The sequence below is a fragment of the Marinibaculum pumilum genome (assembly GCF_042646425.1).
Taxonomy (GTDB): Bacteria; Pseudomonadota; Alphaproteobacteria; order Ferrovibrionales; family Ferrovibrionaceae; genus Marinibaculum; species Marinibaculum pumilum.
On the sequence record NZ_JBHRTR010000003.1, the window covers coordinates 1 to 14,142 of the forward strand.

10 protein-coding genes are annotated in these 14,142 nt (G+C 69.2%); 8 read left to right on the forward strand and 2 right to left on the reverse strand.

Annotation, left to right across the window (positions count from 1 at the left end):
* Window positions 1-278 precede the first annotated feature (278 nt).
* Both ACFOGJ_RS00315 and ACFOGJ_RS00320 read right to left on the reverse strand, forming a co-directional pair.
* Window positions 279-731, reverse strand: a complete 453-nt coding sequence (locus ACFOGJ_RS00315) for a DNA polymerase III subunit chi (RefSeq protein WP_379897386.1) — start codon at window positions 729-731, stop codon at window positions 279-281.
* A 29-nt stretch (window positions 732-760) separates the two neighbouring features.
* Complete coding sequence (locus ACFOGJ_RS00320) at window positions 761-2,257, reverse strand: leucyl aminopeptidase (protein ID WP_379897387.1); 1,497 nt, start codon at window positions 2,255-2,257, stop codon at window positions 761-763.
* 258 nt (window positions 2,258-2,515) lie between these two features.
* Between ACFOGJ_RS00320 and lptF the strand changes: the two genes are divergently transcribed.
* The 8 genes from lptF (at window position 2,516) to ACFOGJ_RS00360 (ending at window position 14,105) form a co-directional block, all read left to right on the forward strand.
* Window positions 2,516-3,682 (forward strand): LPS export ABC transporter permease LptF, encoded by a 1,167-nt coding sequence (gene lptF / locus ACFOGJ_RS00325; RefSeq protein ID WP_379897388.1) that lies wholly within the window; start codon window positions 2,516-2,518, stop codon window positions 3,680-3,682.
* A gap of 10 nt (window positions 3,683-3,692) precedes the next feature.
* Window positions 3,693-4,787, forward strand: coding sequence for an LPS export ABC transporter permease LptG (gene lptG / locus ACFOGJ_RS00330; protein ID WP_379897389.1), 1,095 nt, complete (start codon window positions 3,693-3,695; stop codon window positions 4,785-4,787).
* Window positions 4,780-7,008 (forward strand): LPS-assembly protein LptD, encoded by a 2,229-nt coding sequence (locus ACFOGJ_RS00335; protein WP_379897390.1) that lies wholly within the window; start codon window positions 4,780-4,782, stop codon window positions 7,006-7,008. Before lptG ends, ACFOGJ_RS00335 begins: the two co-directional genes overlap by 8 nt.
* Before the next feature lie 125 nt (window positions 7,009-7,133).
* Window positions 7,134-8,465 (forward strand): peptidylprolyl isomerase, encoded by a 1,332-nt coding sequence (locus ACFOGJ_RS00340; protein ID WP_379897391.1) that lies wholly within the window; start codon window positions 7,134-7,136, stop codon window positions 8,463-8,465.
* Between the two features lie 23 nt (window positions 8,466-8,488).
* Window positions 8,489-9,535 (forward strand): 4-hydroxythreonine-4-phosphate dehydrogenase PdxA, encoded by a 1,047-nt coding sequence (pdxA, locus tag ACFOGJ_RS00345; RefSeq protein ID WP_379897392.1) that lies wholly within the window; start codon window positions 8,489-8,491, stop codon window positions 9,533-9,535.
* On the forward strand, window positions 9,525-10,388 hold the full coding sequence (rsmA, locus tag ACFOGJ_RS00350) for a 16S rRNA (adenine(1518)-N(6)/adenine(1519)-N(6))-dimethyltransferase RsmA (protein WP_379897393.1): 864 nt from the start codon (window positions 9,525-9,527) through the stop codon (window positions 10,386-10,388). Before pdxA ends, rsmA begins: the two co-directional genes overlap by 11 nt.
* An 80-nt stretch (window positions 10,389-10,468) precedes the next feature.
* On the forward strand, window positions 10,469-11,611 hold the full coding sequence (locus tag ACFOGJ_RS00355) for a glycine cleavage T C-terminal barrel domain-containing protein (RefSeq protein ID WP_379897394.1): 1,143 nt from the start codon (window positions 10,469-10,471) through the stop codon (window positions 11,609-11,611).
* A 187-nt stretch (window positions 11,612-11,798) separates the two neighbouring features.
* Window positions 11,799-14,105, forward strand: coding sequence for a hypothetical protein (locus tag ACFOGJ_RS00360; RefSeq protein WP_379897395.1), 2,307 nt, complete (start codon window positions 11,799-11,801; stop codon window positions 14,103-14,105).
* Window positions 14,106-14,142 lie beyond the last annotated feature (37 nt).

Genomic DNA, 14,142 nt, shown 5'->3' on the forward strand with positions numbered 1-14,142 from the left:
GAAAATGCCGGAAAACTACCTCGCACTCATCAAGCTCGCTGCTGTCCGAATTTGGCTGCGCGCTTATGAGTCGGTGTCCTAGTGTCTTCCTAGGTTTGGTAGAAAACGTGTCGTTCTCGGGCTTGACCCGAGAACCCATTCCGCCAGCTGCTCAGAAGCCGCAAAGTTGGCGGAATGGATCCCGGATCAAGTCCGGGATGACGATCGTGGTCGCGTCACCGCTTCCACTTGAGTTGGGACCGCGCTAGAAGCGTCCGGGCGATGTGTCGGGGGCTGGGTCAGCCGGAGGCGCGGTTCTCCCACCCCTTTTCGCCATGCTGCCAGTATTTCAGGCTGGCGCCCGCCGCCTTGGCCTTTCGCCAGCGGTCGCGCGCCGCGGCCACGGCACCGCTGTCGCTGCCGTCGAACAGGTCGCAGACCCGCTCATAGCCCTCCGCCGCCTCCAGGTCCGCCCCGTCGACCAGGAACAGGACCTGCGCGCCGTTCGGGTTCTCCGCCTGGTGGGTCAGCCAGATCGGCTGCGCGGCGGCCTCGCCGTCCTGCGCCGAGCCATGCGGCAGGAAGCTTTCCCGGTCGTAGTCCCAGAGCTGCCCGGTCAGGGCCTCCACCCGCTCCGGCGTGCTGGCGCGCACCACCGCGCGCCAGCCGCGCTGCAGGCACTTTTCCAGCAGCTGCGGCAGCGCCTTCTCCAGCGGCAGCCGCTCCAGGTGGTAGAAATGGACCTCTGGCACGGTGCAGGCCCGCGGGCCGGCCCGACGGCTCAGCCCTCGTAGTGGGCCGCCACCAGGGCGTCCAGCAGGCGCACGCCGAAGGCCGTCGCACCGCGCGGCGCGCCCGGCTTGTCCTTCTTGCTCCAGGTCACGCCGGCAATGTCCAGATGCGCCCAGGGCACCTCGTTGACGAAGCGCTGCAGGAACTGCGCCGCGGTGATCGAGCCGGCGCCGAAGCCGGGGCCGGCGATGTTCTGCATGTCCGCAATCGGCGATGCGAGGCCCTTGTCATAGGCGTCGCTGAGCGGCAGCCGCCACAGCGGCTCGCCGACCGTCTTGCCGGCGGCCAGCAGGCGTTCCGACAGGGCATCGTCGTTGGAGAACAGGCCGGCATGCTCGCTGCCCAGCGCGATGATAATCGCGCCCGTCAGGGTCGCCAGGTCCACCATGAACTGCGGCTTGTACTTGTCCTGGCAGTACCAGAGGGCGTCTGCCAGCACCAGGCGGCCCTCGGCGTCGGTGTTCAGCACCTCGATGGTCTGCCCGGACATCGAGGTGACGACATCGCCCGGCCGCTGCGCATTGCCGTCGGGCATGTTCTCGACCAGGCCGACGATGCCGATCGCATTAGTCTTGGCCTTGCGGCCGGCCAGGGCGGCCATCAGGCCGGTCACCACGCCGGCGCCGCCCATGTCCCACTTCATGTCTTCCATCGACTGGGCCGGTTTCAGCGACAGGCCGCCGGAGTCGAAGCAGACACCCTTGCCGACGAAGGCGACCGGTTTTTGGGACTTCTTGGCACCCTTCCACTCCATCACCACCAGCTGCGGCTTGTGCGTGGCGCCCTGCCCCACGCCCAGGAGCGCGCCCATGCCCAGCTTCTTCATCTGGGCCTCGTCCAGCACGGTCACGTCGATTCCCAGGCTGGAGAGCTTCTTGCACTCCTTGGCGAAGGTTTCCGGGTACAGCGTATTCGCCGGCTCCGACACCAGGTTGCGGGTCAGGAAGACGCCGTCGGCGATCTTGTCGAGCGGGCCATAGACCTTGCGCGCGCTGGCCGGCTTGGCGACGCCGATCTTCACCGCCTTCAGGCTCGGCTTCTCGCTGTCCTTCTGCTTGGTGCGGTACTTGTCGAACCGGTAGCCGCCGAGCCGCGCGCCCAGCGCCAGCCGGGCCGCCGCCTCGCCCGCCTTGAACGGCAATCCGTCCATCGCATCGACCAGGACCGTCAGTTCCTCCACGCCGGAGGTCAGCAGCCGGCGCACGCAGTCGCTGCCGGCGCGTTCGAACACCGCGGGCTCCGCCTTGTCGGCCTTGCCAATGCCGAACAGCAGGATCCGGTCGGCGCCCAGCTTCGGCGGCGCCATCAGCTCGAGCATCTGGCCGGCCTCGCCGGTGAAGCGGCTGCCCTTGATCGCACGGGCCACCATGCCGCCGGTCTGCGCATCCGCCTCCTTCGCCGCGGCGGAGAGCTTGCCGTCGGCTGCGACCGCGGCGGCAACCGCGCCGCCCTTCGGCCAGGACTGTTCGACGAAATTGATCTTCATGGATGGCAACCTCTCGCGGCGTGGCCCCGTCCGACGGCCCGCCTCTGGCCCGCTGACGGATCGGCAAGCAATTGGATTCGTTCGTCACTTCACTTAGCGCGGCGCCGCGCGGCCCACAAGCCGGCGGCATCCGCTACGATGCCGAAGGCCCCGCGCCGCGGCCTTTCCGGCCACCCGGTCGGACCCCCGCCCGGCCATTGCCGGCGCGACCCTGCGCGCCATGGCGCCATGCTGCGGCGCAGCTATACTGCGGCCGCAATGAGGTCACTCCAGTACTATATCCTGCGCCTTCTGATCGGCCCGTTCGCCTTCGTCGTCCTGGCCCTGACGGGCGTCGTGTGGCTGTCGCAGTCGCTGCGCTTCCTCGACCGCATCGTGAACCAGGGCCTGGACTTCGGCTCCTTCCTGTACCTGACCAGCCTGGTCCTGCCCGGCGTTCTGGCGGTGCTGATTCCGGTCGGCCTGTTCTGCGCCACCCTCTACACCTTCAACCGGCTGGCAACGGATTCCGAGCTTGTGGTGATGTGGGCGACCGGGTTCAGCCGCTGGGCCCTGGCCTGGCCGGCGTTGATCATGGCCGCCTTCTGCACCGTCCTGGTGCTGGCGATGAACCTCTATCTCACGCCGCTCGGCGCCCGCACCCTGCGCACCACACAGTATGAGCTGCGCACCAACCTGGCCGGGGTCCTGCTGCAGGAGGGGGTGTTCAACAACCCGGCGCCCGGCCTGACCGTCTATGTCCGCGAGCGCCTGCCGTCGGGCGAGATGCTGGGCATCCTGATCCACGACAACCGCGACAAGGCCAAGCCGATCACCATGATGGCGGAGCGCGGCGCGCTGATCCGCACCCCCGAGGGGCCGCGCTTCATGATGATCAACGGCAACCGCCAGCAGGTCGGCGGCGAGGGCAAGTCGCTCAGCCTGCTCTATTTCGACCGTTACGCGCTGGACCTGGACGCCTACACGCAGAGCGGCGGCGAAGGCTGGCAGGAGCCGCACGAACGCTACATGCACGAGCTGCTCTGGCCGGACATGGACAATCCCGACGACCGCAACAACTACTGGCGCTTCCAGGTGGAGGCGCATAACCGGCTCGCCGGGCCGCTGGGCACCATGACCCTGGCGCTGATCGCGCTGGCCGCGACCCTGGGCGGCGAATACAGCCGCCGCGGCCGCTACCGGCGGCTGGTGGCGGCGGCGTTCGGCGCCATCGGCTTCATGGTGCTGAGCATTGGCCTGCCCTATCTGGCCAACATCATCCCCTCGACGATCTTCCTGCTCTATCTGTCGCCGCTCATCGTGGCTGCCATCTCTGTCTGGCTGATGCTGCGCGACCGCCCGCTGGGCAGCGGACGGGTGGGCCGCTGGGTCGAGGCGCTGGGCGACCGCCTGCCGTCATGGCGCTTCGCACGGGCCAAAGGCTGAAGGGGCGGTCATGCAGATCTCGCGCACCCTCTCGATGTATTTCGGCCGGCAATATGTCGTCGGCTTCGCCAGCGTCTTCGGCGTGCTGCTGGCCCTCACCTTCATCTTCGACATGGTCGAGATGCTGCGGCGGGCCGGCAAGCGCGACGATGTCGGCCTCGACATGGTCGTGGAGATGTCGCTGCTGAAGCTGCCGGCCCTGTCGATGAAGCTGCTGCCATTCGCGGCGCTGTTCGGCGCCATGCTGGTGCTGTCGCGCCTGACCCGCACCAACGAGCTGACGGTGGCGCGGGCCGCCGGCATCTCCGCCTGGCAGTTCCTGATGCCGGCCCTGGCGATCGCCTTCCTGATCGGCGTCTTCACGATCACCGTCTACAATCCCATCGCCTCGACCCTCGTCTCCCGCTACGAACAGCTGGAGGCGAAGTATCTCAAGGGCCGGGCAAGCGCCCTCGCCGTCTCGGAGACCGGCTTCTGGCTGCGCGATTCCGAAGGCGACGGCCAGGCGGTGGTGCATGCCCTGCGGATGGCACAGAAGGATGTCGAGCTGAAGGACGTGATCCTGTTCTTCTACAAGGGCGACGACCGCTTCGTCCGGCGGATCGACGCGACCTCCGCGCGGCTGCAGCCGGGCGAGTGGAAGCTGACCGATGCGGTGATCACCGGTCCCAACCAGGCGCCCGAATACCAGGAGACGATGGTGATCCCGACCAGCATGACGGTCGGCCGGATCCAGGACAGCTTCGCCTCGCCGGAGACGATCTCGTTCTGGGCCCTGCCGCGGTTCATCAGCACCCTGGAGGATGCCGGCTTCTCCGCCGTGCGGCACCGGCTGCACTTCTACAGCCTGCTGGTCGTGCCGCTGCTGCTCTGCGCCATGGTGCTGCTGGCGGCGACCTTTTCCCTGCGGCTGACCCGTAGCGGCCGCACCGGCCTGTTGATGGCGGCCGGCGTGGCGATCGGCTTCCTGTTCTACTTCCTGTCCGACCTGGTCAGTGCATTGGGCATCTCCGGCAGCCTGCCGCCGACCCTCGCCGCGCTGGCGCCCACCGGCATCTTCCTGCTTCTGGGCATGGCGATGCTGTTCCATCTTGAAGATGGCTGACCGCTTGCCGGCGGTCACCGGCGGAAGGCGCTGTTCTGCGCCGTCGCTGCGCCGCATCGACGGCCGGCGCCTGGCGCGGGCGGTCCTTGTCCTGCTTTGCGTCCTGCTGGTAGCCGCGCCGGTGCCCAGCGGCCGCGCGCAGGTCAGCCAGGACACCAGCCAGCCCGTCCTGCTGTCCGCAGACAGCATGACCTACGACGAGGGCCTGCAGACCGTAATCGCCCGCGGCAATGTGGAGATCACGCAGGGTCCCCGCACCCTGCTGGCGGATACCGTGACCTACAACCAGCAGACGGAAGTGGTCACCGCCAGCGGCAATGTCGCCCTCATGGAACCGACCGGCGATGTTCTCTTTGCCGACTATCTGGAACTGAAGGAAGAGTTCCGGAACGGCGCGATCCAGGGCATCCGGGCGCTGCTGTCGGACAATTCCCGGATGGCGGCGAGTTCCGCGCGCCGCCGCGACGGCAACCGCACCGTGATGCGCAAGGCGGTCTATTCCCCCTGCAACCTCTGCGCGGAGGATCCGTCCCGCGCGCCGCTGTGGCAGGTGCGGGCGCAGCGGATCGTGCACGACCAGGAAGAGAAGGAGATCAGCTACCGCAACGCCACGTTCGATGTTTATGGCGTGCCGGTGCTCTACACCCCCTATTTCGCGCATCCCGACCCCAGCGTGGAGCGCAAGACGGGCTTCCTGCCGCCGGTGTTCCGGCAGAACAGCTATTTCGGCACCAACGCACAGATGCCCTACTATATCGTGCTCGACGATCAGACCGACTTGACCCTGACCCCCTGGCTGTCGACGGAACAGGCGCCGCAGCTGTACGGCGAGGCGCGCCGCCGCTTCTCGACCGGCGAAGTCGTGGCCGATGGCAGCATCACCCGCGGCACGGAGCGCGACGACAACAACAACGAGGTCGGCTCCGAACGCTGGCGCGGCCATGTCCGCGGCGTCGGCCGCTTCCGCATCGATCCGGAATGGCGCTGGGGCTTCAACCTCTTCCGCACCAGCGACGACACCTATCTGAAGCGCTACGACATCTCCAACCTGGATACCCTGACCAGCCGCGCCTTCATCGAGGGGGTCGACTACCGCAACTATGCCGTCGCCAACGCCTACAGCTTCCAGGACCTGCGCAGCGGCGTCGATGACGACCAGATCCCCGTGATCCTGCCCGACCTGCGCTACGAGTGGCAGTCCGATGCCGGCGACTATGGCGGGCGCTACACGGTCGATGCCTCGATGGTGGCCCTGACCCGGAACGAGGGCACCGACACCCGCCGGCTGGCGGTGAATGGCGGCTGGCAGCTTCCCTATACAGGGCCGATGGGCGACATCTACCGGGTGCGGGCGGAACTGCAGGGCGCCGTCTACTGGCTCGACGCCCAGCCGATCCCGGGCAGCGCCTCCTCGGTCAACGACAGCGGCACCTATGGCCGCCTGGTGCCCGCGCTCACCTTCGACTGGCGCTGGCCCCTGGTCCGCCAGATCGGCAATGTCCGGCAGGTGCTGGAGCCGATCGCGGGGATCGTCCTGACCCCCTATTCCGGCAGCAATTCCCTGATCCCCAACGAGGACAGCCAGGACGTCGAATTCGACACCACCAACCTGTTCGAGACCAACCGTTTCCCCGGGCTGGACCGCTGGGACGGCGGCCCGCGCTTCAATTACGGCGTGCGTACCGGCCTCTACTGGCCGGAGAGCGGCTATGGCGAGTTCTTCATCGGCCAGTCGATCCGCAACGGCGAGGATTACGAGTTCGACGAGGGCTCCGGCCTGCGCACCCAGGTCTCCGACATCGTGATGAGCACCAACCTGGCGCCGAACAAGTATTTCGACCTGCTGTGGCGCGCCCGGCTGGACCCGCGCGGCATGAACCTGCGCCGCAACGAGATCATCGCCGGCGCCGGCCCGGATGCGTTCCGGGTCAACGTGTCCTATGCCAAACTGGACGACACCCAGTTCCAAGGCAGCACCGGCGACCGCGAGGCGGTGCAGGTGCAGGGCAATCTGCGGATCAGCAAGTACTGGACGGCGACCGCCGCGCATCTCCAGGATCTCGGCGAGGATGGCGGTTCGCTTTACACAAATCTTGGCCTTCGATACACGGACGAGTGCTTCGACCTGCTACTCTTCGCGGATACCAGCTATTTCCGGAACCGGGACATCCAGCCGGAGACGACATTCGGCTTCCGTTTCCGGCTTGCCAACCTGAACTGACCGGTGGGCGGGGCATCGCCGATGACAGGCCGTGCCGGCCTGGCGGAATCTGCCGCAGGGCATGCAGGCGGCCGCGCGGCCCGGTACAGTCGGCACAGCTAACCCAGACGGATCGAGGCATCCCGTTGCACCCGAAGTCCAAGACCAACTCCGCGAGCCGCCTGCCCGGCGACGCTTCCACCGCCTGGGGCTTCCGCCTCGCCGCCATCCTGGCGCTACTTCTGGGGCTGGCCGCAGCCGGACTGCCGCAGCACGCGACGGCCCAGCAGCTGCAGCGGATCGTCGCGGTGGTGAACGACGAGGTGATCTCCGCCCACGACATGGAGGGGCGGCTGGACCTGGTCGTCCGCTCCGCCAACCTGCCCGACACCAAGGAGACGCGGCAGAACCTGCGACCGCAGATCCTGCGGACCCTGATCGACGAACGCCTGCAGCTGCAGGAAGCGGAAGCCCGCGGCATCGAGGTGACGGAGGAGGAACTGCAGAATTCCTTCGCCGCCCTGGAGCGCAACAACAACATGCAGCCGGGCACCCTGGACCAGGCGCTGGAATCCCGCGGCATCGACAAGTCGGCGGTGGCCGCGCAGGTGAAGGCGGAGATTGCCTGGGGCAAGCTGCTGCGCCAGCAGGTTCTGCCGCGGGTGCAGATCTCCGACCAGCAGGTGCAGAACGAGATCAAGCGCTGGCAGTCGCTGGAGGGGCAGACCGAATACCATCTGGCCGAGATCCTGCTGATCCCGGATTCGCCGGAGGATGCGGCCCGCGCCGGCGAGGTGGCGCAGCGGCTGGTGGAGGATATGCGCAAGGGCGCGCGCTTCTCCGTCACCGCACAGCAGTTCAGCCAGGGCCCGACGGCCGCCGCCGGCGGCGATATCGGCTGGGTCGACAGCGCCAGCATGCTGGAAGAGGTGCGCACCGTCGTGGAGGCGATGCCGGTCGGCGCCCTGACCGATCCGATCGAGATCCCGGGCGGCTGGACCATCATCTTCCTGCGCGACAAGCGGATCATCGGCGCCACCGACGGTTCCAACAGCCGCTTCACCCTGGCGCAGCTCGCCTGGGCGGCGCCAGAGCAGCTCAGTGCCGGCCAGCGGGAGGCGATCGCCCAGAAGGCGCGCGCCGCCAAGGCGCAGATCTCCGGCTGCGGCGATGTCGAGGCGGCGGCGAAGGCCCATGGCGCGGACGAAGCCGGACAGCTCGGCCAGGTCCGGCTGGCCGACCTGCCGCCGCAGTTCCGCCAGGCATTGCAGCCGCTGAAGGCCGGGGACGTGACCGACCCGGTGGACAATGGCCGCGGTTTCGTCCTTCTGGTGGTCTGCAACCGCGTGGACCAGGAGGATGACCGCACCGATCCGGAAAAGGTGCGCGAGCGCCTGGCGAACGACCGCATCGGCCTGCAGGCGCGGCGCTACCTGCGCGACCTGCGGCGCGATGCCCTGATTGAGATCCGCAACTAGGACCGCCGGAAGGAGCTGCCGCCATGAGCGAAGCGGGAGGCCTGCCGATCGCCCCGCTGTGCGTCAGCATGGGCGAGCCGGGCGGCATCGGCGCCGAGATCATGATGCAGTCCTGGTTGCAGCGGGAGGTCGAGGCAGTGCCGGCCTTCCTGGCGATCGATGATCCGGCGCGCCTGCGTGCCGCCGCGCAGGACCTGGGCTGGCCGGTGCCGGTGGCGGAGATCGGCGGGGCCGCGGAGGCCGCTTCCGTCTGGCCGCGCGCCCTTCCCGTCCTGCCGGTCGGCCATCGGGTGCCCTGGCAGCCCGGCCATGGCGATCCCGGGCTGGCCGGCGCGGTGGTGGCGGCGCTGCAGCGCGGCGTCGACCTGGCGATGGCGGGCGCGGCTGCGGCCCTGGTCACCAATCCGATCAACAAAAAGCTGCTCTATGACGGCGGCTTCGGCTTTCCCGGTCATACGGAATATCTCGCCGACCGCACCGGCGCACCGCATCACGCGATGATGCTGGCGGTGCCGGACACGGCGGAAGCCCCGGGCCTGCGGGCAATACCGGCGACGATCCACCTTTCGCTGAAGGACGCGATCCGGCAGTTGAGCACCGACCACCTCGTTATCCAGGGCCGCCTGATCGATCGCAGCCTGCGCCGCGATTTCGGCCTGGACCGGCCGCGGCTGGTGCTGTCGGGCCTGAACCCGCATGCCGGCGAGGAGGGCGCCCTGGGGCTGGAGGACAGGGAGATCGTGCATCCGGCAGTAGAGCGCCTGCGCGACGAGGGGATCGATGCCCGCGGACCGCTGCCCGGCGATACCCTGTTCCATGCGCGGGCGCGGGCCGGCTACGACGCGGCGCTCTGCATGTATCACGACCAGGCGCTGATCCCGGTGAAGACCATCGACTTCGACCGCGGGGTCAACGTCACCCTGGGCCTGCCGATCATCCGCACCTCCCCCGACCATGGCACGGCGATGGACATTGCCGGACGTGGCGTCGCGCGGCCCGTCAGCCTGATCGCGGCGCTGCGCATGGCGGCCGAGATGGCGGCCTGCCGCGCGGCGGCGGATGCCGCCTGAGTCGGACAATGGGCCCAGTGCCCCGGCCCTGCCGCCGCTGCGGGAGGTGATCGCCGCCCATGGACTGACCGCGACGAAGGCGCTGGGCCAGAACTTCCTTCTGGACCTGAACCTGACGGCCAAGATCGCGCGCGCCGCTGCGCCGCTGACCGGTTTCACCGTCTACGAGGTCGGCCCCGGCCCCGGCGGCCTGACCCGTGCGCTGCTGGCACAGGGTGCGGACCGGGTGGTCGCGGTGGAGCGCGACCGGCGCTTCATTGCGGCGCTCGACCATCTGCAGGCGGCCTATCCGGATCGCCTGACCCTGGTGGAGGCCGATGCGCTGCAGGCAGACGAGGAGGCACTGCTGGCCGGCGCGCCGGCGAAGCTGGTGGCCAACCTGCCCTACAACATCGCCACGCCGCTGCTGCTCAGATGGTTCGCAAAATGCGAACTGTTCGACAGCCTCACGGTGATGGTGCAGCGCGAAGTCGCCGACCGCATGACCGCCGCGCCCGGCACGCGGGCCTTCGGCCGCCTGGGCGTCGCGACGCAGTGGCGGATGCAGGCCCGGCGCCTGTTCGACCTGCCGGCCAGCGCCTTCGTCCCGCCGCCCAAGGTGACCTCCACGGTGGTCCAGCTGATCCCCCGTCCCGCGCCGCTTGCCCCCGCCCGGCCCGACCTATTGGAGCGGGTGACCCAGGCGGCCTTCGGGCAGCGGCGCAAGATGCTGCGCTCTGCGCTGCGCAGCCTCGGCACCGACCCGGTGCCCCTGCTGGCGGCGGCCGGCATCGCACCGGAATGCCGTGCCGAGGAGCTGAGCATCGAGGCGTTCTGCGCCCTGGCGGAGGCCCTGCGCCGGCAGGGCGCCTGACCGGCCCCTCTTTCGGGCACCCTGCGGAGCCGGTTAGGCTCGGCGCTGCCGGTCATGGCCGCAAGCGCGAGAGGCCCAGGATGGCAGAAGCGGACGATGTCGGGTTCGGCATGCAGATCCGGCGTTCCCCCTATTTCGAGGCGACGCTGCGCTGGGGCGCCCGCGCCTTCTCGGTCTACAACCACATGTACATCCCGCGCGATTTCGGCGATCCGGAACGGAACTTCTGGAACCTCGTCAACGGCGCGATCCTCTGCGACGTGGCCGTTGAACGGCAAGTCGAGATCACCGGTCCCGATGCAGCCGCTTTCGTGCAGACCCTGACGCCGCGCGACCTGTCGGCCCTGGCGGTCGGCCAGTGCAAGTACGTGCTGATCACCAATGCCGAGGGCGGCATCCTGAACGACCCCGTGCTGCTGCGTTTGGGGCAGAACCATTTCTGGCTGTCGCTTTCGGACAGCGACATCCTGCTCTGGGCGCAGGGTGTCGCGGTGCATGCCGGCATGAACGTGACGATTGGCGAGCCGGATGTCTCGCCGCTTCAGCTGCAGGGGCCTGTATCTGGCGAGATCATGCGGGCGCTGTTCGGCGACGGTATCATGGAACTGCGCTATTTCTGGTTCCGCGAGATGTCGCTCGACGGGATCCCCCTGATCGTCTCCCGTACCGGCTGGTCCAGCGAACTGGGCTACGAGCTGTTTCTGCGCGACGGCAGCCGCGGCGACGAGCTCTGGGAACGGATCATGGCGGCGGGGGCGCCCTTCGGCCTGCAACCCGGCCATACCTCGACGATCCGGCGCATCGAAGGCGCGATGCTGTCCTATCATGCCGATGCCGATATCCACACCAACCCGTTCGAACTGGGGCTGGACAGGCTCGTCAGCCTGGACGGGGATTTCGACTTCATCGGCAAGGATGCCCTGCGCCGCATCCGTGGCCAGGGGGTACGCCGCCGGCAGGTCGGCCTGCACATCGACTGCGCCCGCCTGCCGGGTCCGAACACGACCTTCTGGCCGGTGCGCAAGGACGGCCGGACGATCGGCAAGGTGACGTCCGCGGTCTACTCGCCGCGCCTGGATCGGAACATCGCGCTGGCCATGGTGGCCAGCGACCTGGCGGGGGGCGGCACCACGGTCGAGGTCGCCATGCCGACCGGGGCGGCGGCGGCGAGGATCGTAGAGAAGCCGTTCTTCGACCCGCGCAAGAGTCTTGCCAGGCAGTGAGGCGCCCGCAGGTTGGGGCTGTCGCCGTGACCGCCGTCACATCGGCCCGCCCCTTCCCGTGAAAGGCTGAGGCATTGACGGCGACGGTCCGCCATCCCTGCCGTCACCGGCATGTCATTCGGCGAACGGATCCGGTTCGCTAGACTGTATCCCGGAGCGCAACGACGAGCAGCGGGGAGCCAGAGGATTGACCGACAGCGGGCCGCACCCGGCGCAGAGGCTCAGGAGGATCGCAGCAGCGGCGATCCTGGCGCTGGCCTGTGGCAGCGGCGGCACGCAGCTGGCGGCGCAGGACGAAGCCGCGGATATCGACGGTCCGGCAGCGGTCGGCGACCGGATCCTGCAGGTGGGCGGCGGCTTCGACATCGCGCTGCCGCGGCCGCGGTCCAAGCCCGGCGACCTGGTTGCATCGCCGATGCCGGCCGTCCTGAACAGCGATATCTGGCGGCTGGGCCGCTACCTGCCCGGCGGCGCAGTGATCCTGGACCGCCGGATCGACGGGCGAGACCATCAGCTCGGCTTCGATTCCGGGGCCGGACTGGAGCCGCTTTCTTCCACCGATCCGCTGGGTCACCTGTTCCCCGGCTATTATGCGGCGATCGAGAAATCGGCCCTCGACCAGCGCGGGCCGCGCCGGGTGCATTTCGGCCTCCGCTATCCCGGCGGCCTCATCGCCTTCAAGCCGCGCGAGCCCGATGACGGCGGCCGCTACCGCTGGCGCTGGGGGGGGCGACCCGACCTGCTCTCCGTCGCCGTCGACCCCTACCTGACCGGGGCACCCGGCCTGCGGCTTGACCTTTTCCAGCGCCAGGATGACGAGACCCTGGATCCGCTGGCGAGCACCACCCTGGCCGGCGCGACCGACGTCGACCGCTGGCTGGCCGGCCATCTGGCGCGCAGCGGCCGCTATCGCCTCGCGGCCCATCTCTATCGCCGCGACGACCTGTTTACCCCGGTGGAACTGGCGGCCTTCGACTTCGAGCTCGCGCTGGAGGACCCGCCGGACGATCCGGAAGGACAGGCCCCCCGACCCGCCCCGGGCGAGATCCGCCTGGCCCTGCTTTCGGGCGCCCCGGTCAGCGTCTATGCCCCCGACGTCCGTTTCGACGTCGCGATCCCGGCGGAGCTGCAGCCATCGTCTGAAGCCCCGCCCCTGCCCGGCGAGATCCAGGCCAATCGGCTTTTTCCGGCAAATCCTCTGCCGCCCGCGGCGCCGGCCGCTCGCCCGGCCGCAGCCACGCCGGGCCGGCACGAACCGGGCGTCCCCGGCGTCCGGGTGCCCGAATTCAAGGTCCCTGAGTTCAAAGCACCTGAGTTCAAAGTGCCGGAACTGCAGGTCCCCGCGTTGAAAGTGCCCGGGGTCGACGTGCCGGGCGGCCCAACGGATCGCAGCGGACCCGCGGCGCAACCTGCCGCTGCACCGGCCCCGGAAGCCGATCCGATCGGTCGGTATTTCGTGCGACTGATCCGCCTGCCCTTCGACAGCTATTTCTGCATGCGGCTGGGGCCGCTGGAAGAAGCCGCCCGGGGCGACACCCTGCGGCAGCACGCCGCCGGCGCCTCCCTCCGGGAGCCATGGCAGAAGGTCGGCGCGGATGGTCGTATCAGCGTCCCGGTGCCCCGCCATCCCGGCCGCTACCGACTGAAGCTCTATCGCCTGGACAGCGCCCGGGGCCGGACCTACGCCGTCTATGCCAATGCCCATGTCGACTTCGAGGTGGCGGTGCCCTGGCATGCCGGCCGCCTCAGCCTCGGCCCGCAGGTCGTGCGCCAGGACGCCGAGGCGGCGTCGCCGCCCGGCGGATTCGGCATCGCCGTTCAGGCGCAGTTGCCGGCCGGCGCCGGCAATGGCTGGTCGGCGGCATTGTACCGGCCGCCCTCGCGCCTGGGCGATGGTGGGGACCTGCCCCGGCATTTCGCCGGTTCCGCGCGCCTGGACCCGGACGATCCCCGGGCCTTCCTCGCGGAGGATCTGCACAGCGGCCAGTGGGAAGTGCTGCTGCGCGACCCGCTGAACCGGGTCGTCGACCGCGCCCGCTTCCAGGTCGCCGGCCTCGACCCGGTCCTGCGCATCGACGGCAAGCTGCAGCAGACCGCAGACTTCGTCCCGATCCGGGTGCCGCGGCTGCAGGCGCCGGACCCGGACTGGCCGGAACGCGCCGACCCCCGCCGCGGCCTCTCCGCCTGGCAGAAGGCCCCCTTCGCCTGCCGCGACCCGGTCTTCCCGACCCCGCCGGAGCTGCGTGTCGTGCGGCTGGACGCCGGCGACTGGAGCGATGCGGACGACGACCGCTTCCTGCCGGTCGCGGCCGTGGTGCCTGGCCATCCCTACTTCATCGAGGCCGAGTTCGATGCGGCGCCGGCGGCCGATGCCTACCCGCTGCGGATCGACGGCCGGCGCGCGGTGATGCTGCACCAGACCGAAGAGCCGCGCCTGTTCCGGACCGACGCGCCCGTAACCCTGGTGCCGCCGCGCCAGGAGGCCAGCCGATGAGGCCGCATCGCAGCACGGCCGCCGGGTGCTTGGCCGG

What these genes read in the sequence shown, in the direction of transcription:
- lptF (WP_379897388.1), top strand. Translation starts at nt 2,516, where the DNA reads ATGAGGTCACTCCAGTACTATATCCTGCGCCTTCTGATCGGCCCGTTC.
- ACFOGJ_RS00355 (WP_379897394.1), top strand. Translation starts at nt 10,469, where the DNA reads ATGGCAGAAGCGGACGATGTCGGGTTCGGCATGCAGATCCGGCGTTCC.
- rsmA (WP_379897393.1), top strand. Translation starts at nt 9,525, where the DNA reads ATGCCGCCTGAGTCGGACAATGGGCCCAGTGCCCCGGCCCTGCCGCCG.
- pdxA (WP_379897392.1), top strand. Translation starts at nt 8,489, where the DNA reads ATGAGCGAAGCGGGAGGCCTGCCGATCGCCCCGCTGTGCGTCAGCATG.
- ACFOGJ_RS00320 (WP_379897387.1), bottom strand. Translation starts at nt 2,257, where the DNA reads ATGAAGATCAATTTCGTCGAACAGTCCTGGCCGAAGGGCGGCGCGGTT.
- lptG (WP_379897389.1), top strand. Translation starts at nt 3,693, where the DNA reads ATGCAGATCTCGCGCACCCTCTCGATGTATTTCGGCCGGCAATATGTC.
- ACFOGJ_RS00335 (WP_379897390.1), top strand. Translation starts at nt 4,780, where the DNA reads ATGGCTGACCGCTTGCCGGCGGTCACCGGCGGAAGGCGCTGTTCTGCG.